The organism is Pacificoceanicola niger (genome assembly GCF_048553275.1).
Classification (GTDB): Bacteria; Pseudomonadota; Alphaproteobacteria; order Rhodobacterales; family Rhodobacteraceae; genus Pacificoceanicola.
This window is the reverse complement of record NZ_JBLZMW010000003.1, coordinates 1-24,649: the sequence shown is the minus strand read 5'-3', so window position 1 is coordinate 24,649 and position 24,649 is coordinate 1. Positions and strand designations below refer to the sequence as shown.

Sequence of the window (24,649 nt, the reverse complement as noted above, 5' to 3'; positions counted from 1 at the left end):
GCCATGCGGCACGGTGAAGAACCCTGCTGCGCGCGGCGCTGTTCAGCCTTGCTACGACCAAGCGACCACTCATGCGATTCGGCGGGCCCGCTCTGGCGGCGGGGTGTGGCACGCGCCTTGCGCGGCCGGTCGACCGGGCCTGCGGCTCTTGTCTGGATACTAAACGGCATAACAAACGCTCCGGCATCGGGGCAAAGGTCATCAGGGAGGATATTCATGACCACTCGCAGAAACATTCTTGGACTCGCGGGCGCGGCGCTCACCGCATCGCTGCTTTCCACGGCAGCCTACGCACAGGAGGTGACGCTCAAGCTGCACCAGTTCCTGCCGGCGCAGGCAAACGTGCCCAGGCAGGTGCTCGACGTCTGGGCGGACAATGTCGAAAAGGACAGCGGCGGCCGCATCAAGGTCGACCGCTACCCCTCCATGCAGCTTGGCGGTGTGCCGCCGGAGTTGATGGATCAGGCGATGGACGGCATCGCGGATGTGGTCTGGACCGTGGTCGGCTATACGCCGGGTCGCTTCCCCACCACCGAGGTGTTCGAACTGCCGTTCATGGTGTCTGACGCCCGCGCGGCATCCTACGCCTATTGGAAGATGTTCGAAGAGCACATGAAGGACAGCGAATTCGCCGACGTCCATATCCTCGGCACCTGGGTGCATGGCCCCGGCATGTTCCACACCAACAAGCCCGTTGCCGTTCCCGGTGATCTCGAAGGCATGAAGATACGTGGCGGCTCGCGCCTGGTGAACGATCTTCTGACCCGCGTCGGTGCCGAGCCGATCGGTATGCCGGTTCCGGCCGTGTCCGAAGCCCTGTCCAAGGGCGTGATCGACGGCACGACCATCCCGTGGGAAGTGACGAGCGCGCTGAAGGTGCCGGAACTGGTGCACAACCACACCGAATTTGATGGCCCGGCGCTTTATAACCTGACCTTCGTTCTGGCCATGAACCTCGACCGTTACGAGTCGCTGCCGGATGATCTGAAAAGCGTGATCGATGCCAGCTCCGGTCTTGCTTTCTCGATCTTCGCCGGTGGCACCCAGGCCGACGCCGATGGCCCGGCGCGCAAGATCGCGGTGGATATGGACAACAACATCATCACGGTGAGCGAAGAGCAGGCCAAAGAGTGGGATGTTCTGGTGAACCCGATCTATCAGACCTGGATCGAGGACATGAACGGGCGCGGCAAGGACGGTCAGGCGCTGATCGACGAGGCCCGGGCGCTGATGTCAGAGTACACGTCCGACATGGACACCTATACCGTCAAATAAGGCGTTGATGGCGCGGGGCTGCGGCGCAAGGCCGTGGCCCCGTGTCCAAACAAAGAGGACACTCCCCCATGCAACGCGTTCATCGCACGGTGCTGGCATTGGCCAAGCTCATGGCTGTGCTGGGTGGTACGGTTCTGACCGTGCTGATCCTGATCATCTGCATTTCGATCGTCGGCCGGACAGCCAACTCCCTTCTGCATTCGGATCTTGTCATGGGGCTGGCACCGGGCCTTGCGCAGGGGCTGCTCGACTTCGGCGTCGGCGCGATCCGGGGGGATTTCGAACTGGTCGAGGCGGGTATGGCCTTCTGCATCTTTGCCTTCCTGCCGTTTTGCCAGGTGACCAGCGGACATGCCTCGGTCGATATCTTTACCAATTTTCTGCCACGACCGGCGAACCGGCTGCTGATCTTCCTCGCGGAGGCGCTGTTTGCCATCGCGCTGGTGGTGATCGCGGTTCAGCTCGAAGCGGGCCTGGCACGCAAGATGCGCTCCGGGGAAACCACGCTGCTGCTGCAGTTCCCGGTCTGGTGGTCCTACTCCGCCAGCCTCGTCGGGGCGGTGGCCGCGGCTGCCGGGGGCGTCTACATGGCGCTCGTCCGGGGCATTGAACTCGTGACCGGCCGCGTGATCGTGGCGAATGCCGTGGGAGCGGACCATTGAGCAACCTTGAAATCGGCATCCTTTCCTTTCCGGCGCTGCTGGTTCTGATCTTCCTGCGTGTGCCCATCGGGCTGGCCATGTTCACCACCGGTTTTGCCGGGCTGTGGATGGTCAACGGCAATGCCATCATGGCCCTGGCGCGCCTCAAGTCCGAGGCTTACACGACCTTCTCCAGCTACTCGCTGTCGATCGTACCGATGTTCCTGCTGATGGGCTACTTCGCCACGCTGGGCGGCATGAGCCAGGCGCTGTTCAAGGCCGCCGAGAGCTTCCTTGGCCACCGCAAGGGCGGTGTTGCCATGGCCGCCATCGGCGCTTGTGCGGGCTTTGGTGCGATCTGTGGATCGTCGCTGGCGACCGCCGCGACCATGAGCCGTGTGGCACTGCCCGAGCTGAAATCCTATGGCTACAAGGGCGGCTTTTCCACCGCGACCCTGGCGGCGGGCGGCACGCTCGGCATCCTGATCCCGCCCTCCGTAGTGTTGGTGATCTATGCCATCCTGACCGAACAGAACATTGCCAAGCTTTTCCTCGCGGCGTTCATTCCCGGCATTCTCGCCGCCATCGGCTACATGATCGCGGTGTCGATCTATGTGCGGGTGAACCCGGGCTCCGCCGGGGTCCGTGCGGCGGTTCCTATGGCAGGTCGGATCCGCGCCTTGATCGACGTCTGGCCCGTGCTGCTGGTTTTTGTCGCCGTGGTTGGCGGCATCTATGGCGGGATCTTCACGCCGACCGAAGGCGCCGCCGTCGGCGCGCTGGGCACAGGGATCATCGCGCTTTTCAATGGCGGGCTGACAGGCAGGACGCTGATCGCCAGCTTTACCGACACCGCGCGTTCCACCGCGATGATCTTTTTCATCGTGCTGGGCGCGGCCTTCTACAATGGTTTTCTCGCTCTGACGCAGGTGCCGCAGGAACTCAGCCGGATGGTGGTGGAGGCCGGGCTCTCGCCGATGCTGGTGCTGATTGCGGTCCTGGCGCTCTATCTGGTGTTCGGTTGTTTCATGGACAGCCTGTCGATGATCCTGCTGACCATTCCGATCTTCTTCCCGGTGATCTCGGCGCTGGATTTCGGCATGAGCCAGGAGCATGTGGCGATCTGGTTCGGCATCCTTGTTCTGATCGTGGTGGAGGTCGGGCTGATCACGCCTCCGGTGGGTATGAACCTCTTCGTCATCAACGCGATGGATCCGGAGACACCGATGGTCGAGACCTACAAGGCGGTGATCTACTACGTGATTTCGGACCTCGTCCGCGTGGCGATCCTTGTCGCGTTCCCGGCGATCACGCTGTTCCTGTTGCCGTAGGACAAGGGGTGCGCCGCCGGATCGGAGACGCGCAGAGACGACTGGGGGAGGGGGCGCTGCCCCCGCCGCAGCGAGGCTGCGACTCCCTCGGGATATTTTGGGACCAATGAAGGCCCGAGGGGGTCTGAGGAGGATGGAATGGATATTTCTGGACAGGTGGCGATCGTCACCGGCGGGGCGAGTGGTCTGGGTGCGGCGACAGCGCGGCGGCTTGCCTCCGATGGCGCCAAGGTTGGCATTCTCGATTTCGACGCGGCGCGCGGCGCGGCCGTGGCGGCGGAGATTGGCGGTCACGCGGTGAAGACAGATGTGGGCGACGAGGCCAGCGTTGCGGCGGCGATCGCCGAGATCAAGGACTGGCTCGGCGCGCCGCGCGTTGCGGTGTCCTGCGCCGGGATCGGCCTTGCGGCGCGGGTTGTCGGGCGTGAAGGCAAGCTGTCGACGGATCTGTTTGAAAAGACCATTCGGGTGAACCTGATGGGGACCTATTACGTGATGTCCCATGCCGCGCGTGAGATGATGGCGCTGGATCCGCTGACGGGCGGCGAGCGCGGCGTGGTGATCAACACCGCCTCCGTGGCGTGGCAGGACGGGCAGATCGGGCAGGCAGCCTATTCTGCCTCCAAGGGGGCGATTGCCGCCATGTCGCTGCCGGTCGCCCGCGAGATGGCGAAAATGGGCGTGCGGGTCATGGCCATCGCGCCAGGCCTGTTCAACACACCGATGATGGAGGGCCTGCCGGAAGAGACGACACAGGGCATCGTGGCGAACATTCCTTTTCCGAACCGTCTTGGCGAGCCGGCAGAATATGGCCAGATGGTCAGCCAGATCGTGGCCAATCCCTACCTGAACGGCACCACGATCCGGCTCGATGCCGCCGTGCGCCTGCCGCAACGCTGATCTGACCTCGGGGAGGCACGGGAATGAGCAAATATGCCGAGCACCGGGTGGTGCGCGAGGATCGGGTGGATGGCACGATCCTGTTGCGCTCGGGGTATGAGATGGGACCGGTCGCGGCCAGGAGCAGCGACTGGCTTGACGATTGGGCGGCGCGGACGCCGGATGCGGTCTTCCTCGCCGAACGAGAGGCGGCGGGCTGGCGCGAGGTCCGCTATGCCGAGGCGCGGCGTCTCGTGCGCGCCATCGCGGCCAGCCTGCTGAAGCGCGGCATGGGGCAGGATACGCCAATCCTGGTGATCTCCGGCAACGGCGTCGATCACGGGCTGTTGACGCTTGCGGCGCAATACATTGGCGTTCCGACCGTGCCGCTGGCCGAGCAATACGCGCTGATCCCCGCCGCCAATGGTCAGTTGCGCCACTGTGCCAGCGTGGTAAAGCCCGTGATGGTCTTTGCCGATGATGCGGAGCGCTATGGCGCGGCGCTGGCGCTCGACTGTTTTGACGGAATGGAAAAGGTGGTCAGCCGAGGCGATGGTGACGGGCTGACCGGTTTTGCCTCCCTGACCGAAGGCGCCGATGACGCCGCCGTCGACGCGACCTCCGCGACGGTCGGTCCCGACACGGTGGCGAAATACCTGATGACCAGCGGCTCCACCTCCAGCCCCAAGGCGGTGGTCACGACGCAGCGCATGATGTGCGCCAACCAGACACAGATCGCCGATGCGCTGCCCTTCCTGCGGGAATACCCCCCGCGCATCGTGGACTGGCTGCCGTGGAACCACGTCTTCGGCGGCTCGCACAACTTCAACATCGCCCTTTCGAACGGCGGCACGCTGTACATCGACACCGGCAAGCCGACCCCGGCGCTGATCGGCAAGACCTTCGAGAACAACCGCATGAAGAGCGGCACGATCGCCTTCAACGTTCCGGTCGGCTTTGCGCAGTTGCGCGATGCCATGAAGGAGGACAAGGCGCTGCGCCAGAGCTACTTCAGGGACCTCGACATGCTGTTCTATGCGGGCGCCTCGCTGCCGCAGGATGTCTGGCGCGATCTGGAGGAGATGGCGCGCGACGTGCGCGGGGACGTGCCGCTGATGAACTCCAGCTGGGGTCTGACCGAGACTGCGCCCGCCTGCCTGATGCAACACGAGCCGACGGACCGCTCAGGGATCGTCGGCGTGCCGCTGACCGGTGTGGAGATCAAGCTGATCCCCGATGCGGACATGCGCTGCGAAGTTCGGGTGCGCGGGCCGAACATCATGCCGGGCTACCTGAACGCTCCGGAGAAGACGGCGGAGGCCTTCGACGACGAGGGCTTCTTCATCACTGGCGACGCGATGAAATTCGTCGATCCCGACGATATGACCAAAGGGCTGAAATTCGACGGGCGGATCTCGGAGGATTTCAAACTTCTTTCCGGGACATGGGTGCGGGCGGCGACCCTGCGGCTGGAACTTCTGGCGGAGCTTGGCGACTTGGCCCAGGATGTGGTGATCTGCGGCGCGGACAAGGCCGAGATCGGTTTGATGATCTTTCCCGGCCGGCAGGCGCAGGCACTGGCGGGGGAAGGCGCGGCGCAGGATGGCGCGCTGGTCAGTGAGGCGCTGTCGGGCGCGGTGCACGCGGCCCTGGCGCACCGGCACGATCATGGTTCTGCCTCGCGCATTGCGCGGGCGATTGTCCTCGCCGAGCCGCCCTCGATCGGCGATGGTGAAGCGACAGCCAAGGGCAACCTGAACTTCCGTAAAATCCTGTCGCGGCGCGCCGCGCTCTATGAGCGGTTGTTCGACGATAACGATCCGGCGGTGATCCGCGGGGAGGCGGGGTAAAACCCCGCCCTACAGGGCCACAGCACAAAATCGACGCGTCCCCGGCAGAGATGGACGGGAGCCACGCGCCGCGCCGGGCAGAGTCTGTCCGGCCTCGGAGGCCTGTTCCTGTGTGCGGTTATCAGATCCTGATTTATGCAAGAAAATGCAAAAATCCGCGGTTTAAATTCTTGCTGTCCGCTGGCTTTGGTGCATTATAAAGCATAATTCGACTCAACCCCACAGGGTCGAATCCGGCCCCGGCCCGGCGTCTCTTGGAGGAGGGCGGCGGGCAAATCCGGGGCTGACGCGAACACGATCCGGCCTTGTCCGGTTCAAGGGAGGACAGCATGACCGACAACATGAACGCGGCGCTCTATTTCGTCGACCGTCACACCAGTGAGGGGCGCGGCGACAAGATTGCGTTCCGGGAGGCCGCCGGACACAAGCGCGCGATCACCTACGCCGAGCTCGCCGAGCGCAGCGCCCGCGTCGCCGGTGCGTTTGCCCGGGCAGAAATCCGCCCCGAAGAGCGTGTCGCCTGCATCGTGCTCGACCAGATCGAATACCCGGAGATCTTCTGGGGCGCGCTGAAGGCGCATGTGGTGCCGATCGCGCTCAACACGCTGCTCGCGGCGCCGGTTTATGACTTCATTCTCAAGGACAGCCGCGCCGCCTGCCTGATTGTCAGCCATGAATTGCTGGACGTCGTGATGCCCGCTGCGCAGCAAGCGCCGCATCTGCGCAAGATCGTGGTGATCGGTGGGGAGGCGCCGGAGGGCACCCAGTCCTACGATGATTTCATGCAAGGGGCCGAGCCGCGTCCCGCCGCCCATGTCTCGGAGGATGAGTGCGCCTTTTGGCTTTATTCCTCCGGCTCCACCGGTCAGCCCAAGGGGGTGCGTCACGTGCATGCGGCGCTCAAGGCGACCTCCGACACCTATGGCGCGCAGGTGCTTGGCATCCGCGAGGAGGATACGGTTTTCTCCGTGGCCAAGATCTTCTTTGCCTATGGTCTGGGCAATGCCATGACCTTCCCGCTGTCGGTGGGGGCAACCACTGTGCTGTTCAACGGACGTCCGACACCGGATGTTGCCGTCGACATCATCGCGCGCGAAAAGCCGACGATATTCTGCGGCGTGCCGACGCTCTATGCGGCCACCGTGGCCTATCTTGAAAAGCATGGCACGCCGCCTGCGGCCATGCGCCTGTGCATCAGCGCCGGGGAGGCACTGCCGACCGAGATTGGCAACAAGTGGCAAAAACTATGGGGTGTCGACATCCTCGACGGGGTCGGCAGCACGGAGATGCTGCACATCTTCCTCAGCAATGCACCGGGCGATGTGGTCTATGGCACCTCCGGCCTTCCGGTGCCGGGCTATGAGCTGCGCTGTGTCGATGAGGACGGCCATGAAATCAAGCCGGGCGGTGTGGGTGAATTGCTAGTCCGGGGGGCGTCTGCCGCCGAGGGGTATTGGAACAAACGCAACAAGTCCCGCGCCACCTTCGAGGGCGAGTGGACCCGAACCGGCGACAAGTACGAGATCACGACGGACGGGCGGTTTATCTACTGCGGGCGCACGGATGACATGTTCAAGGTCTCCGGCATCTGGCTCTCACCCTTTGAAGTCGAGCAGGCGCTGATCGAACATCCCGGCGTTCTGGAGGCGGCGGTGGTGCCGCAGCGCGACAAGGACGATCTGGAGAAACCCAAGGCCTTTGTGGTGCTGAAGGAAGGCGCGGACCGCGACGCAGTGCTCCGCGAGCTCAAGGACTTTGTGAAGGACAAGGTCGGCAAATGGAAATACCCGCGATGGGTCGAGGTGGTGGAGGACCTGCCCAAGACCGCGACGGGCAAGATCCAGCGCTTCAAGCTGCGCCAGACGGAGGACGCATGATGGCTTTTGACTGGAGCAACCGCAGCGGTCAGGTGCTGGCCGCCGGGCAGGCGCTGGAAAATGCCACATTTGGTCCCGCGCCGGGGCAGGCGCCGACCATCGTCTTGCTGCACGAGGGGCTGGGCTGTACCGCGCTCTGGCGGGATTTTCCGCAGGCGCTGGCCGAGGCGACGGGCTGGGGTGTCTTTGCCTATTCGCGGCAGGGCTATGGCCAGTCGGAGGCCGCGCCCCTGCCGCGCCCGCTCGACTACATGAAACGCGAGGCCCAGGTGGTGCTCCCGGCGCTGCTCGATGCCATCGGCTTCGAGAATGGTGTGCTGATGGGGCATTCGGATGGCGCGACCATTGCCACGGAATACGCGGGCGGGGTCGAGGATTTCCGCGTGCGGGGGCTGATCCTCATGGCGCCGCATTTCTTCACCGAAGCGATGGGCCTGGCCGAGATCGCCAAGGCGAAAGAGGCCTATGATACCGGCGATCTGCGGGCGCGGTTGGCGAAATACCATGCTCACGTCGACAGCGCCTTTCGCGGCTGGAACGACAGCTGGCTGCATCCGGACTTCAACGCCGCGCTGACTTCTGACGCCATCGACTACCTGCGCATTCCGGCGCTGGTGATCCAGGGCCGGGAGGACCAATACGGCACGCTGGCTCAGGTCGAGGAAATCGAGACCCGCTCTTATGCGCCGGTGGATGTGGTGGTGATCGACGAATGCCGTCACGCGCCGCAGTTCGATCAGCCGCAGGCCGTGCTTGATGCTGTAGTCGACTTCGCCCTGCGCCTCGGCCGGATCGAAGCGGCGCAGGTCGAGGTGGCCTGAGCCATGAGCGGCGGGCACGTCACGGCGCACTGGCGTCCGCCGCATGCCTATGTGCCGGGGCAAACGCGGCGCCACCCAGAGGATCTGTTCGATCCGCTCAAGCAGATCGCGCAGCCGCTGGAGCGCAGCCCGGCCTTTGTGCACGGTCTGCGGATGCTGCGTGAGGGGTATTTCTGGGAAGCGCATGAGTGCCTTGAGCCGGTCTGGATGGCGGCGCCGGCGAACTCCGGCGAGAAGCTGATGGTGCAGGGCGTGATCCAATTGGCGAACGCCCGGCTCAAGGCCGTGATGGGCAAGAGTAATGCCGAAGCGCGGCTGCGCGCCGAGGCGCGCCGCTTGATGTCCGAGGCCTTCGCCCGCGCCGGCGCGCCGGTGCTGGGGCTGACGGAAAAAGATACAGCGCAGATGCTGCAAGAATCGACTGCGAATTATGCAAAATAATGCATAGTTTGGCAAGATATTGAAACAGAATGCGAAATGCCTTCCTGAGAGGGCTTGATTGCAGGAATTATAGTGCTAATCTGGTCATTGAGGGTGGCCGATGTGTAATATAGTGCTTGCCGCGAACACAAGGAGACCGCACATGACCAAACGCATCGATTTTCAGGTGGACCCGACCGCCTACAAGCACTGGAAGGTGCGCTATGACGGCCCGGTTGCGGAGCTTGTCATGGATGTGGACGAGAACGGCGGCCTGTTTGACGGCTACCAGCTCAAGATGAACTCCTACGATCTGGGCGTCGATATCGAGTTGGCCGACGTGGTCCAGCGCATGCGCTTCGAGCATCCCGAAGTGAAGGTCGTGGTGATGAAATCGGCCAAGGATCGCATCTTTTGCGCCGGGGCCAACATCCGCATGCTGGGCGGCGCGGCGCATTCGCACAAGGTGAACTTCTGCAAGTTCACCAACGAGACGCGCAACACCTTCGAGGCTGCCGAAGAAGACAGCGGCCAGAAATATGTGGCGGCTGTGAAGGGCGCCTGCGCCGGGGGCGGCTATGAGCTGGCGTTGGCGTGCAACCACATCTTCCTGACCGACGACAGCACCTCCGCCGTCTCGCTGCCCGAAGTGCCGCTCTTGGCCGTGCTGCCCGGCACCGGCGGGCTGACCCGCGTGACGGACAAACGCAAGGTGCGCCGCGACCGCGCCGATATCTTCTGTTCGACTGAAGAGGGCGTGCGGGGCAAGCGGGCACAGGAGTGGAACCTGGTCGATGAGGTGATCTCCAACGCGAAATTCGACGAGGTCGTCGCAGAGCGCGTGGCCGAAATGGCGGCGAACTCGACAAAGGCGGACGTGGCGCAGGGCATCAAACTGACCCCGATCAGCCGCAGCTTTTCCGAGGATGGCAGCGTCACCTACTCTTGCGTCGAGGTCGCCGTGGACCGCGCCGCGCGCAAGGCGACGATCACCATTCACGGACCGGACGAGGACGTCCCGGCGGATATGGACGCCTTCACCGCGCAGGGCGATCAGGCCTATATGCTGCGCCTCGCCCGGGAGCTGGATGACGCCATCCTGCACCTGCGCCTCAATGAAATGGAGCTTGGCCTTTGGGCATTCCAGACACAGGGCGATCCGGAACGCTTTGCCGCCCATGAGGCGCTGCTCCTGGAAAATGCCGACCATTGGCTGGCCAATGAGGTGCTGAAATACTGGAAGCGTGTGCTCAAGCGCGTGGATGTGACCTCGCGCAGCCTTGTGGCGCTTGTCGAGCACGGCTCGTGCTACACGGGTATCCTGGCCGAACTGCTCTTTGCGGTGGATCGCTCTTACATGATGGAGGACGAGTTCGAGGGTGACAACCGACCCGTCGCCGCCATCACGCTGACGGATGCCAACTTTGGCCCGATGCCCATGGGCAACGATCTCACGCGGCTCGAAACCCGCTTCCTCGGCACGCCCGAGGCTGTGGACAAGGCGAAAGACAGCAAAGGCGAGGCGCTCGAAGCCGAAGAGGCGGAGGCGCTTGGTCTGGTGACGATGATCCTCGATGACATCGACTGGGAGGACGAGATCCGCATCTTCATGGAAGAGCGTGCCTCTTTCAGCCCGGACGCCATGACCGGCATGGAAGCCAACCTGCGGTTTGCCGGGCCGGAGACGATGGAAACCCGGATCTTTGGCCGTCTGACGGCATGGCAGAACTGGATCTTCAACCGCCCCAACGCGGTTGGTGCCGATGGCGCGCTGCAACGATACGGCACCGGAGTGCGCGGCGATTACAATATGGAGCGGGTCTGACCCGCTGGCACGGCGGGGCACAGCCCCGCCCTACGGGCCCCGGTCTCTGCAGGTCAGACGGTCGGTCCCGTGACATGATGGCGTAGGGCGGGGCTATGCCCCGCACCCCTTGAGGAGGAAACCCAAATGCTCGACCTGATCAATGTCAGCTATGATACGCAGATTCCCAATAACGTGGGGCTGTCCAATGACCGCAAGGTTCTGAAAGCCCTGGAGAAGTGGCACCCCGGCTATATCAACTGGTGGAACAAGCTGATCCCGCAGAACTTCCAGGAGAGCATGGTCTACCTGCGCACCGCCGTCAGCGTCGACCCCAAGGGCTGGGCCAAGTTCGACTACGTCAAGATGCCGGAATACCGGTGGGGCGTGCTGCTTGCGCCGCAGGTGGAGGACCGCCGCATCCCGATGGGCGAGCACAAGGGCGAGCTGGCCTGGCAGGAAGTGCCGGGCGAGTACCGAAACATGCTCAAGCGTCTGATTGTCATTCAGGGCGACACGGAGCCGGGTTCGGTGGAGCAGCAGCGCTTCCTCGGCCTGACCGCGCCGTCGCTTTATGACATGCGCAACCTGTTCCAGGTCAACGTCGAAGAGGGTCGCCACCTCTGGGCCATGGTCTACCTGCTGCAGAAATATTTCGGCAAGGATGGCCGGGAAGAGGCCGATGAGCTGCTGATCCGCTCGTCCGGCAGCGAAGAGGCCCCGCGTATGCTCGGCGCCTTCAACGAAGAGACGCCGGACTGGCTGTCGTTCTTCATGTTCACCTACTTCACCGATCGCGACGGCAAGATGCAGCTTGAAAGCCTTGCGCAGTCCGGTTTCGATCCGCTGTCGCGCACCTGCCGCTTCATGCTCACCGAGGAAGCGCACCACATGTTCGTGGGCGAGACCGGCGTGTCGCGGACCATTCAGGCGACCTGTGAGGCGATGAAGAAGGCGGGCATCTCCGATCCCTACGATATTGGGAAAATCCGCGATCTCGGCGTCATCGACCTGCCGACGATCCAGAAAAAGCTCAACCTGCACTACACGCTGTCGCTTGACCTGTTCGGTCAGGAGGTTTCGACCAACGCGGCCAATGCCTTCAACTCGGGCATCAAGGGCCGCTATATGGAGAGCCGGATCGACGATGACCATCAGCTCAAGTCCGACACCTACACCGTGTGGGATTTCGAGGATGGCAAGGCGGTTCAGAAAGAGGTTCCGGCGCTTACGGCGATCAACATGCGCCTGCGCGATGATTACACCCGCGACGCGGCCGGCGGCATCGGGCGCTGGAACAAGGTCATCGAAAAGGCCGGGATCGACTTCAAGCTGGCGCTGCCGCACGAAGCCTTCCACCGCCAGATCGGCGTCTTCTCCGGCAAGACCTTCGACCCGGAGGGCACCATGATCTCCGGCGAGGCGTATGACGCCAAGGTCAACGACTGGCTGCCGACGAAGGGCGATGGCGATTTCATCGCCTCGCTGATGAAGCCGGTCTATGAGCCGGGCAAATACGCCAGCTGGATCGCGCCGCCCAAGGTCGGAATCGACAACAAGCCGGGCGATTTCGAGTACGTCAAGCTGCATATGGCCTGACCCACAGGGCGAGGGCGCGCGTTTGGCAACAGACCGCGCGTCCTTGATCCGCCTCAAAGACGCGGCAGGGCAGGCCTTTTATACTTCCTTCCGCGAACAGACCGCCGGAGCCGGGCTTCGGAGCGTAGAGGAGACGCGCAATGCACAGCGAACGCAAGATCGGCCACGCGCCGCGCACCACCGCCATCGGCCAACAAATCATCGCGATGCAGGGCCCCTGTATTGGCTGCAAGGGCTGTCAGGGCCTGTGCGAGGCGTTGATCGAGGCGCTCTCGGTGCCGGATGTCATTCTCAACCGCGACGGCTGACTGCCTCCAACGCCCCTTGACAGACTGACCGCTGCGCACCCCGGACACCGGGACGCCGCGCCGCACCCGCGACTTGCCCGAAAGGCTGCCCGATGAACAAGCCGCTGAAACAGCACCTGATCGACCCGGAAATCTGCATCCGCTGCTATACCTGCGAGATGACCTGCCCGATCGGGGCGATCACCCATGACGACAACAACGTCGTCGTTGATCCCGAAATCTGCAATTTCTGCATGGACTGCATTCCGGTGTGCCCGACCGGCAGCATTGACGAATGGCGCGTGGTGACCGAGCCATACAGCCTTGAACAACAGTACGAATTCGAGGAATTGCCAGAGCAGGAAGACCTGCCGGAAAGCGGCGATGGCGGCAATATCGAAGCGCTGGACGAGGCCATGGCCGCGCTTCTGGCCGAGGCGCATTCGGGCGCGGGCGGCAAGTCGAAAGCTCCGGCCTCTGCGGCCAAGCCTTCCGTCAACCTCTACAATCTCGGCAAGCCGGTGACCGCCAGGGTGCAGGGCAACTATCGCCTGACCAAGGACCCGGAGCACGATGTGCGACACATCATCCTCGACTTCGGCGGCCACCCGATGCCGGTGCTCGAAGGCCAGTCCATCGGGGTCATTCCGCCGGGCACGGATGCCGAAGGCAAGCCGCATTTGCCACGGCTGTATTCCGTCTCCAGCCCGCGCGATGGCGAGCGGCCGGGCTACAACAACGTCTCGCTGACGGTAAAGCGCGAGGCGAACGGCCTGTGCTCGAATTACGTCTGCGATCTGGAGCAGGGCGCGGAGGTGCAGATCACCGGCCCCTTCGGCGCGACCTTCCTGCTGCCCGACGATCCCGAGGCGCGGCTGCTGATGATCTGCACCGGCACCGGCTCTGCGCCGATGCGCGCCTTCACCATGCGTCGCCAACGGACGGTGGGCACGAAGAACGGTGGCATGACTATGTTCTTCGGCGCCCGCACCCAGGAGTCGCTGCCCTACTTCGGCCCGCTCGGGAAAGTGCCGCAGGCGTTGCTCGACAAGCATCTGGTCTATTCGCGCGGCGAGGGCGGGAAGGAATACGTGCAGGACCGAATGCGCGCGGAAGAGGACAAGGTGGCCGAATTGATCGCCGATCCCCGGACGCATATCTACATTTGCGGGCTGCGCGGGATGGAAGAGGGGGTGGAGAAGGCCCTGACCAACATCGCCGAGAGCATCGGCCTGCAATGGACCGCGCTGCGCGACACCCTGCGGAACGAAGGGCGGTATCATGTGGAAACCTACTGATCCGGGCGGGATGGTGCGGGATGGCGCTTCTGGATGGCAAACGGCTCGCTTTGGCGACGGTGAGTTCGGGGCGCTGCCCCGCCGTAGCAGAGCTGCGCCTCCCCGGAATATTTTTGGACCGGTGGTGCGGGGCGCGCGGCGCGATGGGTGATCGCCCCGCTGGTTGTTTCGCCCATGAGATCCGGGTCACATGGGGCGACTGCGATCCGGCAAAGATCGTCTATACAGGGCGCATTCCCTGGTTCTCGCTCGATGCCATAAACGCCTGGTGGGAAGAGCACGTGGGCGAGGGCTGGTATCAGTTCGAGATCGACCGCAACATGGGCACGCCCTTCGTGCACATGAGCTTCGATTTTCGCAAGCCGATCACACCGCGCCATCGCCTGATCTGTCACACTTGGCCTGAATCGCTTGGCGAGACGTCGATTTGCTTTCGGGTCGAGGGCACGCAGGACGGGGCCCTTTGTTTCGAAGGGCGGTTTGTCTGTGTCTTTACCAAAGCTGACAGCTTTCGAAAAACGCCGCCGCCGAAGGACATCCGCGACATCGTTACACCGCATTTGCCACAGCGCGTGTAAATCGTGGCGCATCCGCGTCACTCGATGATTGCACCCGCCGCCAACCGGGGTTAACTATGCACTATAGTACATAAATGATGCAGGCTATGGCAGAAATCACATCTTTCAGCGGCAAGGCAACCGCGGTTGACGGGCAGAGCCTGATTGATATTGCCGTGGCTGAACTGATGGCCCGCGTCGGGGAGCGTGTGCGGCGCGCGCGCGAGCAGAAGGGTATTCCGCGCCGGGTGCTCTCGGAGATGTCCGGAGTCTCGCCGCGCTACCTTGCGCAGCTCGAAAGCGGTGAGGGCAATATCTCCATCGGTCTTTTGAAGCGGGTTGCCGTGGCGCTCGATTATCGCATCGAATGGCTGGTCGGGCAGGACGATCCCTTTACCTCCGAGGTCATGCAGGTGACCGAGCGTTTCCGCAAAGCGGACCGCGCGGCGCAGCAGGCGGTGCTCAAGGCCTTGAGCGCGGAGCCGGAGCAATGTCAGCGCGCTGGACGCATCTGTCTTGTCGGCCTGCGCGGTGCGGGGAAATCCACCCTTGGCCGCATGGCTGGGGAGGTGTTGGATCTGCCCTTTGTCGAACTCAATCGCGAGATCGAACTGGCGGGCGGCATGCCGGTTGAGGAGATCATGGCGCTCTATGGGCAGGAGGGCTATCGCAAGCTAGAGGCTGATGCGCTGGACCGGATCGTGGCCACCCATGACCGGCTGATCCTCGCCGTGGCGGGCGGCATCGTGGCGGAGCCGGCCACCTACAACGGCCTGTTGACCCGGTTTCATACCATCTGGCTAAAGGCCACCCCGGCCGAGCATATGGACCGGGTGCGTGCGCAGGGCGACACCCGCCCGATGCAGGGCAACCCCGAGGCGATGGCCCAGCTGCGGGCGATCCTGCACAGCCGCGAGACGCTGTATGAGCGGGCGCATGCCCAGCTCGACACCTCCGGGGCGAGCGTCGAGGACACCCTCGCGCGGCTACAATCGCTGATCCGCGACCGCGGCTTTCTCGACTGATTTAATAAGGACATTTTCATGCGCGTGACCTTCCGCCGTCAGGGCGCGGCTGCCATCGTCGAACTTGACAATCCGCCGGTCAACGCCATCGGCCTCGCGCTGCGCGAGGGGCTTCAGGCGGCGCTTTTGCGGGTTGCCAGCGAAGAGGGGCTGAGCCGGGTGATCCTGACTGGCAAGGGCCGGGCTTTTGCTGCAGGCGGCGATGCGCGCGAATTCGATGCGCCCGCCGTGGCGCCGCACCTCAATGATATCGTGAACCAGATCGAAGCCTGCGAGGTGCCGTGGGTTGCCGCGCTGAACGGGTTGGCGCTTGGCGGTGGGTGTGAGCTGGCTTTGGCTTGCCGGTATCGCATCGCCGCGCCTGCCGTGCAGATCGGACTGCCGGAAGTCAGCCTTGGCATTGTGCCGGGGTCCGGCGGCACGCAACGCCTGCCGCGCCTGATCGGCATGAGGGCGGCGCTTGAGCTGATCCCGACGGCCAAGACGATCGGCGCGGAGGCGGCCGAGCGGATGGGCCTGATCGACGCCATCGCCGACGATCCGCTGCAGGCAGCATTGGACCTTGAGCAAGGCGCGCTGGATCTCGCCATTCCGGTGCGAGATCTGCCGCGCCCCGCCGCCGCGCCGAAGGCCATTGCTGCCGCGCGCGCCTTGGCCGACAGGAAACAGCCGCAGCAGATCGCGCCGCAGCGGGCCATCGACCTGGTTGCGCAGACCGCAGAGCGCCCCTTTCCCGACGGGCTGCGGGACGAGCGGGAGACCTTTTTGACCCTGCGCAGCGGCGATCAGGCCCGTGCGCTGCGCCATGTTTTCTTTGCCGAACGCGCGGCAAAGGCTCCGAAGTGGATCAGCGCCGCGCCAGTGCCTCTTGAGCGCGTGGCGGTGGTGGGTGGCGGAACCATGGGGGCGGGGATCGCCTATGCGCTGCTCAATGCGGGGCTTTCGGTCACGCTGATTGAACGGGACGCCGAGGGCGTCGCCCGTGCGCGGAACGCCATTGAGACAATCATCGGTCAATCGCTCGAACGCGGCCTGATCACTGACGCGGGCGCCGAGGCCCGCCGCGCAGGGTTTGCCGCGACAGATGATTATGACGATGCGCACGATTGCGCGCTGGCCATCGAAGCGGCTTTCGAGAGTATGGAGGTCAAACGCGCGGTCTTTGCAGAGCTGGAGACCGCATTGCCGAGGGATGCAATCCTTGCCTCGAACACGTCTTATCTGGATCTTGATGCCATCGCGGACACCGTATCCGACCCGTCCCGCGTTGTTGGCCTGCATTTCTTTGCTCCCGCGCACATCATGAAGCTGCTTGAAATCGTGCGTGGCAAGGCGACGTCCGAGCGTGCGCTGGCCACGGGTTTTGCGCTTGGCAAGGCGCTGCGAAAGATCCCGGTGCTGGCCGGCGTGTGTGACGGGTTCATCGGCAACCGTATCCTTGCGCGGTATCGCGAGGCGGCGGATACGGTGTTCATGGACGGATCGACGCCTTGGGAGGTGGACGAGGCGATGGTCGAGTTCGGCTATGCCATGGGCCCCTACGAGGCGCAGGACCTGTCGGGGCTCGATATCGCCTTTGCCAACCGCCGCAGACAGGACGCCACGCGCGATCCCGATCGGCGCTACATTCCCATTGCGGACCGGATGGTGGAGTTGGGCAAGCTGGGACGCAAGACCGGGGCGGGCTGGTATCGCTATCCCGGCGGTAATGGCAAGGTCGAAGATCCCATCGTCGCCGATCTTGCGTTGGAGGAGGCGCATTTTGCCGGGCGGTCACGGACCGACTACGCCGCAGAGGAGATCCGCGAGCGGCTGTTGCTGGCGATGATCAACGAAGCGTGTGACATCCTGCACGAGGGCATTGCTGCCTCCGCCCGGGACATCGACCTTGTCACGGTGTTTGGCTACGGGTTCCCGCGCTGGCGTGGCGGGCTGATGCATTATGCCGATACGCTGGGCGTGGCATGGATCGTGGCGCGTCTTCGGGCACTGGAAGCGGAAGATGCGCTGGTCTGGGCACCGTCCGCCTTGTTGCTGGACTGTCTTGAGCGGGGCAAACCTCTGGCTCAGGCGACGCCTGCGGCGGACGGGTAAGCGGGCGCTTGCCCTTCGGCTCGGCGATCTTGCCCCCCGGAGTGTTTTGCATCGGAACGAGGCCGGGATCGGCGCATCCTGCCTCGGTCTTGGCGCGACAGCTTTGCTGCGCGCGCCTCAGCCTCAGTTCAGGTCTTCCAGAAGGCGGCCGTGGCGGCGTGTTTCCGCAACCACATCCCCAAATGTCTTGAGGCCCCTGGCTTCCAGCATGGGCAGCATCTTGACCAGCACTTCTGCGGTGGCCTGCGCATCGCCAAGCGCCGTGTGGCGCAGCGCTTCGGGGATCGTCACGTCGAGCCGCGCGCAGAGCGCGTCCAGCGTATGCTGTTCCGTCGTGCCCCAAATCACCGCCGACAGCAGGACGGTATCAAGTATGGGGTGGTCCCATTCGACGCCGATGCGCGCCTTGTGACGATGCAGAAACGCCATATCAAACGGCGCATTGTGGGCCACGATGACGCTTCCCCCGGCGAAGCGGTGCAACTGCCGTCCGGCCTCTGCAATGTCGGGTTTCCCGGCGACCATGCTATCGGTCACATGGTGCACGCGGGTCGAGGCGGACGGGATCGGGCGACCGGGGTCGACCAGTTGGTTGATGGTCTCACCGGGGGTGATGCGCCCGTTGACGACCCGCACAGCGCCGATTTGAACGATCTCGTCCTTATGCGGCAGCAGGCCCGTGGTCTCGGTGTCGAAGACAGTGAAGGTCAGTTTTGACAGGGGCTTGTGATCGAATGCAGCGTCCGTGTCCGTGTTCAGCAGGTCAAAGTCGTATACGATCGGTCGCGCGGCATCCGGCGATATCTCGACCTGCGCGGCGTCGATGATCATCAGATAGCCGCCGCCCTCCATCGGCTTCATGCGGGCTTCATAGGACTGCGCCTTGTCTGTGCCGTGCAGGGTGGCGGTGACGTCGCGACCGGTCTTGTGCATCTTTCGGACCGCAGCGGTGAGTGCGGATTGGTCAAAATATTCAGAGAGTTGCGCATTCAGACGCGGCGTGTGGATCTGGCTCAGAACTTCGGCGGCCTGCCCATCATAGAGCACGATCTGCCCGACGGCGTTCACCAGGATCGTGGCCACCGGAATTTCCGTGAGAAGCGCGGTCAGCTGCGCCTTGTCCGCGGTCAACCGCTCGGTTTGTGCCGCGATGCGCTCGGCGGTGCTCAGGGTGCTTTCGGACAAGGCCGCGCTCATGGCGCTGGCGGCGGGGCCGAGATCGCCAAGGTATGGCGCGTCGAGTTCCACAGAGACACCGGCATGGGCCTTTGCGCGCAGCGCGGCGGCTAGCTTTTCGATCGGCTTGGCGACGTTCTCATCGAACAGCAGCCAGATGCCCGCACTCAGCGCGATCATGAAGAATGTGGCGAGGACCCCTGCGAAAACAAAGGCTCCGGTCGGTCCGGCCGCTTCGATGCGCGCCGCCCCAAGAAACAGGGCGAGCAAGACCAACGCGGTGCCGCCGATGCCCTGCAGGCAAAAGAACAGGAAGATCCGCAGGCGCAGGCTCAGGCGTTCCATGGGTCAACCTCCGGTGCACAGACGGGCCACGATGGGGAGGGACGGGCTGTCCTTTTGCCAGACTGGCGCGTCGCCCTCGCCTTCGGCCCAGACCCCTTGGGCGCAATCGATGGCGACGACCCGGGCCTGCGGCCTGGCCCAGCGGCCATGGCGGACAATCTTGGCGATCCGGCGGTCCGGGTTCTCACTGTTCGTGAGCAGGGCCGTGGTATCGACAGACCAGAAGCGATCCGTCAACGGAATGACGTAGGACCAGGGCCGCCATGGCGCGCCGCCTGCCTCTTCGCTCAGGATGATCGTGCCGTCGGGCAGGCCCGCACGGGTGCGTTCAGACCACGAATATTCCAAAGAGACCGTCGCCAGAAGCATTGCGGCCCCGGCGCCGACGGGCACCAGCCATTTCGGCAAACGGCCGCCACTGATTTTTGTCAGCGCCAAAACCACGCCCGCACCGGCGAACCCGGCGATGAACACCGTGATCAATTCAAGAAACATGTCTCCCCCCTGACGCCCGAAAGGCGCTCTAAGATAGCATAGCCTTGCCATGTCCGGCCGCAGCTTGCAGCGATTTCACCACGACGAAGGCATCGCGCAAATGACTTCGCTCAAAGTCCGACAGGCTGGACGGCGCAAGGTAATTGTTCGGAGCCTCTCCGGCGCGGATCTGTGCCGCCTGGTGTTCAAGCCGGGTTTCGGCAATGAGATCATAGGCATCCAGCAGATCGCGCCCGCCCGAGGCGCTGAGCACGCCCGCCGCCTGTGCGGCCTCAAGCCGGGCGCGGGTGTTAACGGCGTTCAGTTGTGCCTGGAGCGCATAGATGCGGCCCAGATCCACCACCGGCACCACGCCGTTGTGTTTGAGATCCAATGTGTTCTTATGCTCGCCGTTGCGGATCGTGGCAAAGCCGCGCAGCAGGCCCAAGGGCGGCGTATGTTTCAGCGAATTGGACAGCATATGCGCCACGAAGATCGAGTTTTTCGCCGCAAGAGCAAGGGTTTGGTCCTGAAGGTTTTCAAATAGAGAAGCCGTGCCGCCGATGGGGCGCAGGTCGAACATCACGCTGGCCAGCATCTGCGCCTCGGGTGAGGGTTTGGATATCCAGCCTTTGAAATAGGTCTTCCAGATGCTGACCGGCTGCCGCCAGCGCGGGCTTGTCGCCATCATGTCGCCGGGACAATAAACGTACCCGCAAGTGTTCAGCCCGTCACAGACGAACTGTGCCAAGGCTTTGAAATACGGGGCGTCTTCTTCGCTATAGCGATCATCCAGCATCAGGCAGTTGTCCTGATCGGAAACGCCGGTCTGCTCTTGCCGTCCCTGCGATCCGCAAGCGAGCCAAAGGTAAGGCACGGGCGGCGGGCCAAGCCGTTTTTCCGCCAGGGCCAGCAAACGCCGCGTAGCCGTATCCGCGATGTCGGTGATCAGGCGGGTGACAACCTCGTGCCGGTTGCCTGTGCCGACGAGTTGCACCAGAAGCTGCGGAATGCGGGCGGTGACGCGGGCCATTTCCTGAGCATCGCTCGCATGGGCGATCTCGGAGACCAACTCGGCAGAGCTGGTGGCCTGAAATCGGGTGAGGTCCGTCTGGGTGACGATGCCGACGAGGGTCTGTCCGGTACAGACAGGCACGTGGCCGATGCGCCGCTCCATCATAATGTGCAGGACGTCAGAGCCGATGGCCGACGGCGGCAGCGACAGCGGATCCGGCGTCATGACCTGCGCAATGGGCGTGTCATAGGGCAGGGCGCCCGCCACCACCTTGCCCGACAGATCGCGGATCGTGGCGATGCCCCTGAGCACGCCGCCGTCGGTGATGCAGATCGACGAAACGTGGCGCTCTGCCATGGCTTTGGCGGCGTCGCGGACCGTCGCGGAGGGCCCGCAGGTCAGCGGATCGCGAGCCATCAGCGTTTCAACCGGGCTGGTGGCGAGGTCCGGGCGTTTGGGGCGTGGGGAGCGCGAGCGGTCAAAGAACTTCGCGGCCTCGGGCTGGGTTTCGACCAACCGCAGAAAATCAGATTTCGGCAGAACGAGCAGGACGGTGTCTTCAAGCGTCCGGGCGGAGGTGGCAGCGATGCCGTCGCGGCCCAATCCGCGCTCGCCAAAGGAATTGCGTGGTCCGAGCTGGGAGATCTGCACGGCGTTCTGGTCGCGCACGGCAACAGAGCCGGAATGGATCAGATAAAGCCCCTCAAGCGGATCGCCGAGCCGGTAGATGTCCTCTCCGGCGGCCATGTTCTGTACCCGAAAGGCGGGCAAAAGGCCGCTGAGCGCCTCTTCGGGCAGCGCATCGTAGGGATGCACGCTGGACAGGAATCGGCGCAGGGCGGCGGTATCGAGGGCCATGTTCACTCGCATTCATAGAAAATCCCGCCCCGGATACACCGGGACGGGAGAAAAGCACAGGGGCAGGGCCGACGCATGTCCAGCCCTGCAGCGCATTCAGTGGCCGTCCACGGCAGCACCGGCACCACGCGGGATGCGGACGCTTTCGACGAGCTCTTCGATTTCGCGCGGGATCGGCGCGGTCAACTTCGATACGGTGAATGCCACCGCGAAGTTGATCGCCGCACCCACGGCGCCGAAGGAGGTCGACTTGATGGTGCCCAGCAGCGGGTCCGCATCCGTGAACGAATTGGTGTCCGGAATGAACAGCCAGCCTTTGTGCAGGAAGATGTAGACCAGCGTGACAACCAGACCGGTGACCATGCCAGCCACGGCGCCTTTGCTGTTCACCTTGGTAAAGATGCCCATCATCAGCACCGGGAAGATCGACGCAGCGGCAAGGCCGAAGGCCAGAGCCACGGTTTGCGCTGCGAAACCCGGAGGGTTGAGGCCGAGATAGGTGGCAACGGCAATGGCCACGGCCATGGCGATCCGCGCTGACATCAGCTCGTTCTTCTCCGACATGTCCGGGGTCAACTGACCCTTGAGCAGGTCGTGAGAGACGGCGGAGGAGATGGCGAGCAGCAGGCCCGCGGCGGTGGAGAGCGCGGCGGCAAGACCACCGGCGGCCACGAGGCCGATCACCCAGGACGGCAGGTTGGCGATCTCGGGGTTGGCCAGAACGAGGATGTCACGGTTGAAGTTGGTCAGCTCGTTTTCCGAGCCCCAGCCAGCCGCTTCCATCGCCGCAACGGTTTCTGCGTTGCCGTCGTTGAAGTAGGCAATGCGCCCGTCGCCGTTCTTGTCTTCCCAGCCCAGCATCGAGGTCTTCTGCCAGGTTTCCATCCAGGCATAGGCCGGATCGGAGTCGATCGTCTCGACGGACACCGGCTCGCCCGATGCTCCGTTCGGCCAGAACTGTTCGGTGATGTTCAGGCGGGCCATGGCGCCCACGGCCGGGGCCGTCAGGTAGAGCAGTGCAATGAACACCAGTGCCCAACCGGCGGACCAACGGGCGTCGGACACCTTGGGAACGGTGAAGAAGCGCATGATCACGTGCGGCAGACCGGCGGTGCCGATCATCAGCGACAGGGTGAAGAGTACCATGTTGAAGGTATCGCCATTGTGCGCGGTGTACTCACCAAAGCCCAGCTCGCGAACGATCTGGTCGAGCTTCATCAGCAGCGGCTCGCCGGAGGCGGCATGATCGCCAAACAGGCCAAGCGCCGGGATCGGATTGCCGGTCAACTGCAGAGAGATGAAGATCGCCGGGATGGTATAGGCGAGGATCAGCACACAGTACTGCGCCACCTGCGTGTAGGTCACGCCCTTCATGCCGCCGAACACGGCGTAGGCGAAAACAACCACGGCACCGATCAACAGGCCGGTGGTGTTGCTGACTTCGAGGAAGCGGCCAAAGGCCACGCCCACACCGGTCATCTGGCCGATCACATAGGTGGTCGATGCGATGATCAGGCAGATCACGGCCACGAGGCGCGCGGTCGGGCTGTAGAACCGGTCGCCGATGAACTCGGAGACGGTGAACTTGCCGAACTTGCGCAGGTAGGGCGCGAGCAGCAGCGCCAGCAGCACGTAGCCACCGGTCCAGCCCATCAGGTAGGTGGAGTTGTCATAACCGACAAAGGCGATGAGACCGGCCATGGAGATGAACGAGGCCGCCGACATCCAGTCCGCCGCCGTCGCCATGCCGTTGGTGACCGGGTGAACACCGCGGCCGGCTGCATAGAATTCCGATGTAGAGCCCGCACGGGCCCAGATCGCGATGCCGATGTAGAGCGCAAAGGATGCGCCTACGAACAGCAGGTTGATTGTAAACTGATCCATGTCCGTTATTCCTCCTCCACGCCGTATTCTTTATCGAGCTTGTTCATCCGCCAGGCGTAGAAGAAGATCAGCGCCAGAAAGACGATGATCGAGCCTTGCTGGGCGAACCAGAAGCCAATGTCGGTGCCGCCGACGCTGATCCCTGCGAGGGCAGGGCGCAGCAGAATGCCGAAACCGAACGATACCAGCGCCCAGATGATGAGGCTGATTATGATGATGCGCACATTGGCAGACCAATAGCCCTTGTCGGCTTCGGCCTGCGCAGCGGCGCTTTGAGATGTGTGATCCGTCATGGTGCGGGTCCTCCTTTTTTCCTCCGAATGCCCCCCGGTGACGGAAGGCGCGAAGCCACCGCGCGTCTACGCGGTGGCCGTTTTCACGATCGCCGAGAGGTCCTCGGCAATTGTCTCGATTGCGCCCATTGCATCGACACGGCTCAGCGCGTTCTGCCTGGCGTAATAGTCGATCAAGGGGGCGGTTTCGGCATGGTAGACCGACAGGCGGCTGGCCACGGTTTCGGCCTTGTCGTCGGCCCGGCGCTTGAAATCGGTGCCGCCGCAGGTGTCACAGGTGCCTGAAATCTTTGGCTGTTTGAAGCTGTCGTGCCAGCCTTCACCGCATTCGGCGCAGGTGTAGCGGCCTGCGATACGGGTCACCATGGCAGCGTCTTCGACGTCGAGACTGATCGCGGCGTTGATGCGCCCGCCGCTTTCGGCCAGCAGCGTATCGAGCGCCTGCGCCTGAACGGTTGTCCGGGGAAATCCGTCGAGGATCACGCCGCTGGCGCAATCGGGCGCGGCAAGACGGTCACGCAGGATGGCGATGACGATCTCGTCGCTGACAAGGCCGCCCGCGTCCATCGCCGCCTTGGCCTGCTTGCCAGCGTCAGTGCCTTCGGCCACCGCTGCGCGCAGCAGATCCCCGGTGCTGAGTTGAACCAGTCCGAATTTGTCTTCGAGCATGCGGGCCTGCGTGCCCTTCCCGGCGCCCGGAGGGCCGAGAAGGATCAGAACCGGCGCGGTGGTGGGTGTGTTGCTTCCATCCATCGCTCATGCCCCCCGATGCATTCTGTTATCGATGAGGTCATCGACGACGGATGGGTCGGCGAGTGTTGATGTGTCGCCCAATGCGCCGTAGTC

Annotated in this window: 21 protein-coding genes; 15 read left to right on the top strand and 6 right to left on the bottom strand. The window is 63.7% G+C overall.

Annotated features, from left to right (window positions below; translation table 11 throughout):
• Positions 1-216: 216 nt before the first annotated feature.
• The 15 genes from ACN2XU_RS04910 to ACN2XU_RS04840 all read left to right on the top strand — a co-directional run bounded on the left by ACN2XU_RS04910 (position 217) and on the right by ACN2XU_RS04840 (position 17,758).
• Entirely contained in the window at positions 217-1,275 is a 1,059-nt protein-coding gene (locus tag ACN2XU_RS04910; RefSeq protein WP_419409294.1) for a TRAP transporter substrate-binding protein, read from the top strand.
• Positions 1,276-1,343: 68 nt separating this feature from the next.
• On the top strand, positions 1,344-1,937 hold the full coding sequence (locus tag ACN2XU_RS04905) for a TRAP transporter small permease (protein WP_419409293.1): 594 nt from the start codon (positions 1,344-1,346) through the stop codon (positions 1,935-1,937).
• Entirely contained in the window at positions 1,934-3,247 is a 1,314-nt protein-coding gene (locus ACN2XU_RS04900) for a TRAP transporter large permease (RefSeq protein ID WP_419409292.1), read from the top strand. The genes ACN2XU_RS04905 and ACN2XU_RS04900 overlap by 4 nt, the downstream gene beginning before the upstream one ends.
• 138 nt (positions 3,248-3,385) lie before the next feature.
• The gene (locus ACN2XU_RS04895; RefSeq protein WP_419409291.1) at positions 3,386-4,147 is read left to right on the top strand and encodes an SDR family NAD(P)-dependent oxidoreductase; all 762 of its coding nucleotides are present in this window, start codon (positions 3,386-3,388) and stop codon (positions 4,145-4,147) included.
• A 23-nt stretch (positions 4,148-4,170) separates the two neighbouring features.
• Positions 4,171-5,976, top strand: a complete 1,806-nt coding sequence (locus ACN2XU_RS04890) for a feruloyl-CoA synthase (protein ID WP_419409290.1) — start codon at positions 4,171-4,173, stop codon at positions 5,974-5,976.
• Positions 5,977-6,305: 329 nt separating this feature from the next.
• Entirely contained in the window at positions 6,306-7,853 is a 1,548-nt protein-coding gene (locus ACN2XU_RS04885) for a benzoate-CoA ligase family protein (protein WP_419409289.1), read from the top strand.
• Complete coding sequence (locus ACN2XU_RS04880) at positions 7,850-8,674, top strand: alpha/beta fold hydrolase (protein WP_419409288.1); 825 nt, start codon at positions 7,850-7,852, stop codon at positions 8,672-8,674. The genes ACN2XU_RS04885 and ACN2XU_RS04880 overlap by 4 nt, the downstream gene beginning before the upstream one ends.
• Positions 8,675-8,677: 3 nt before the next feature.
• Complete coding sequence (locus ACN2XU_RS04875) at positions 8,678-9,115, top strand: DUF309 domain-containing protein (RefSeq protein WP_419409287.1); 438 nt, start codon at positions 8,678-8,680, stop codon at positions 9,113-9,115.
• 142 nt (positions 9,116-9,257) lie between these two features.
• Positions 9,258-10,919 carry a 2,3-epoxybenzoyl-CoA dihydrolase gene (gene boxC / locus ACN2XU_RS04870; protein ID WP_419409286.1) on the top strand — a complete coding sequence of 554 codons (1,662 nt, stop codon included), beginning with the start codon at positions 9,258-9,260 and terminating at the stop codon, positions 10,917-10,919.
• Between the two features lie 126 nt (positions 10,920-11,045).
• Positions 11,046-12,497 (top strand): benzoyl-CoA 2,3-epoxidase subunit BoxB, encoded by a 1,452-nt coding sequence (gene boxB / locus ACN2XU_RS04865; RefSeq protein WP_419409285.1) that lies wholly within the window; start codon positions 11,046-11,048, stop codon positions 12,495-12,497.
• Positions 12,498-12,637: 140 nt separating this feature from the next.
• Positions 12,638-12,805: a hypothetical protein gene (locus tag ACN2XU_RS04860; protein WP_419409284.1), complete on the top strand. Its 168-nt coding sequence runs from the start codon at positions 12,638-12,640 to the stop codon at positions 12,803-12,805.
• A 92-nt stretch (positions 12,806-12,897) separates the two neighbouring features.
• Positions 12,898-14,082, top strand: coding sequence for a benzoyl-CoA 2,3-epoxidase subunit BoxA (gene boxA / locus ACN2XU_RS04855; RefSeq protein ID WP_419409283.1), 1,185 nt, complete (start codon positions 12,898-12,900; stop codon positions 14,080-14,082).
• A gap of 20 nt (positions 14,083-14,102) precedes the next feature.
• Entirely contained in the window at positions 14,103-14,660 is a 558-nt protein-coding gene (locus tag ACN2XU_RS04850; RefSeq protein ID WP_419409282.1) for an acyl-CoA thioesterase, read from the top strand.
• A gap of 86 nt (positions 14,661-14,746) precedes the next feature.
• The gene (locus ACN2XU_RS04845; protein ID WP_419409281.1) at positions 14,747-15,664 is read left to right on the top strand and encodes a helix-turn-helix transcriptional regulator; all 918 of its coding nucleotides are present in this window, start codon (positions 14,747-14,749) and stop codon (positions 15,662-15,664) included.
• An 18-nt stretch (positions 15,665-15,682) separates the two neighbouring features.
• Positions 15,683-17,758: an FAD-dependent oxidoreductase gene (locus ACN2XU_RS04840; protein ID WP_419409280.1), complete on the top strand. Its 2,076-nt coding sequence runs from the start codon at positions 15,683-15,685 to the stop codon at positions 17,756-17,758.
• 123 nt (positions 17,759-17,881) lie between these two features.
• On the opposite strand, the gene ACN2XU_RS04835 is transcribed toward ACN2XU_RS04840, so the two are convergent.
• The 6 genes from ACN2XU_RS04835 to ACN2XU_RS04810 all read right to left on the bottom strand — a co-directional run bounded on the left by ACN2XU_RS04835 (position 17,882) and on the right by ACN2XU_RS04810 (position 24,556).
• On the bottom strand, positions 17,882-19,279 hold the full coding sequence (locus tag ACN2XU_RS04835; protein WP_419409279.1) for a 3'-5' exonuclease: 1,398 nt from the start codon (positions 19,277-19,279) through the stop codon (positions 17,882-17,884).
• Positions 19,280-19,282: 3 nt separating this feature from the next.
• Positions 19,283-19,774 (bottom strand): hypothetical protein, encoded by a 492-nt coding sequence (locus ACN2XU_RS04830; RefSeq protein WP_419409278.1) that lies wholly within the window; start codon positions 19,772-19,774, stop codon positions 19,283-19,285.
• A 28-nt stretch (positions 19,775-19,802) separates the two neighbouring features.
• Entirely contained in the window at positions 19,803-21,626 is a 1,824-nt protein-coding gene (locus tag ACN2XU_RS04825) for a DUF294 nucleotidyltransferase-like domain-containing protein (protein ID WP_419409277.1), read from the bottom strand.
• 96 nt (positions 21,627-21,722) lie between these two features.
• Positions 21,723-23,510, bottom strand: a complete 1,788-nt coding sequence (locus ACN2XU_RS04820; protein ID WP_419409276.1) for a sodium:solute symporter family protein — start codon at positions 23,508-23,510, stop codon at positions 21,723-21,725.
• 5 nt (positions 23,511-23,515) lie between these two features.
• Positions 23,516-23,803 (bottom strand): DUF4212 domain-containing protein, encoded by a 288-nt coding sequence (locus ACN2XU_RS04815; protein WP_419409275.1) that lies wholly within the window; start codon positions 23,801-23,803, stop codon positions 23,516-23,518.
• A gap of 66 nt (positions 23,804-23,869) precedes the next feature.
• Complete coding sequence (locus ACN2XU_RS04810) at positions 23,870-24,556, bottom strand: adenylate kinase (protein WP_419409274.1); 687 nt, start codon at positions 24,554-24,556, stop codon at positions 23,870-23,872.
• Between the last annotated feature and the right edge of the window lie 93 nt (positions 24,557-24,649).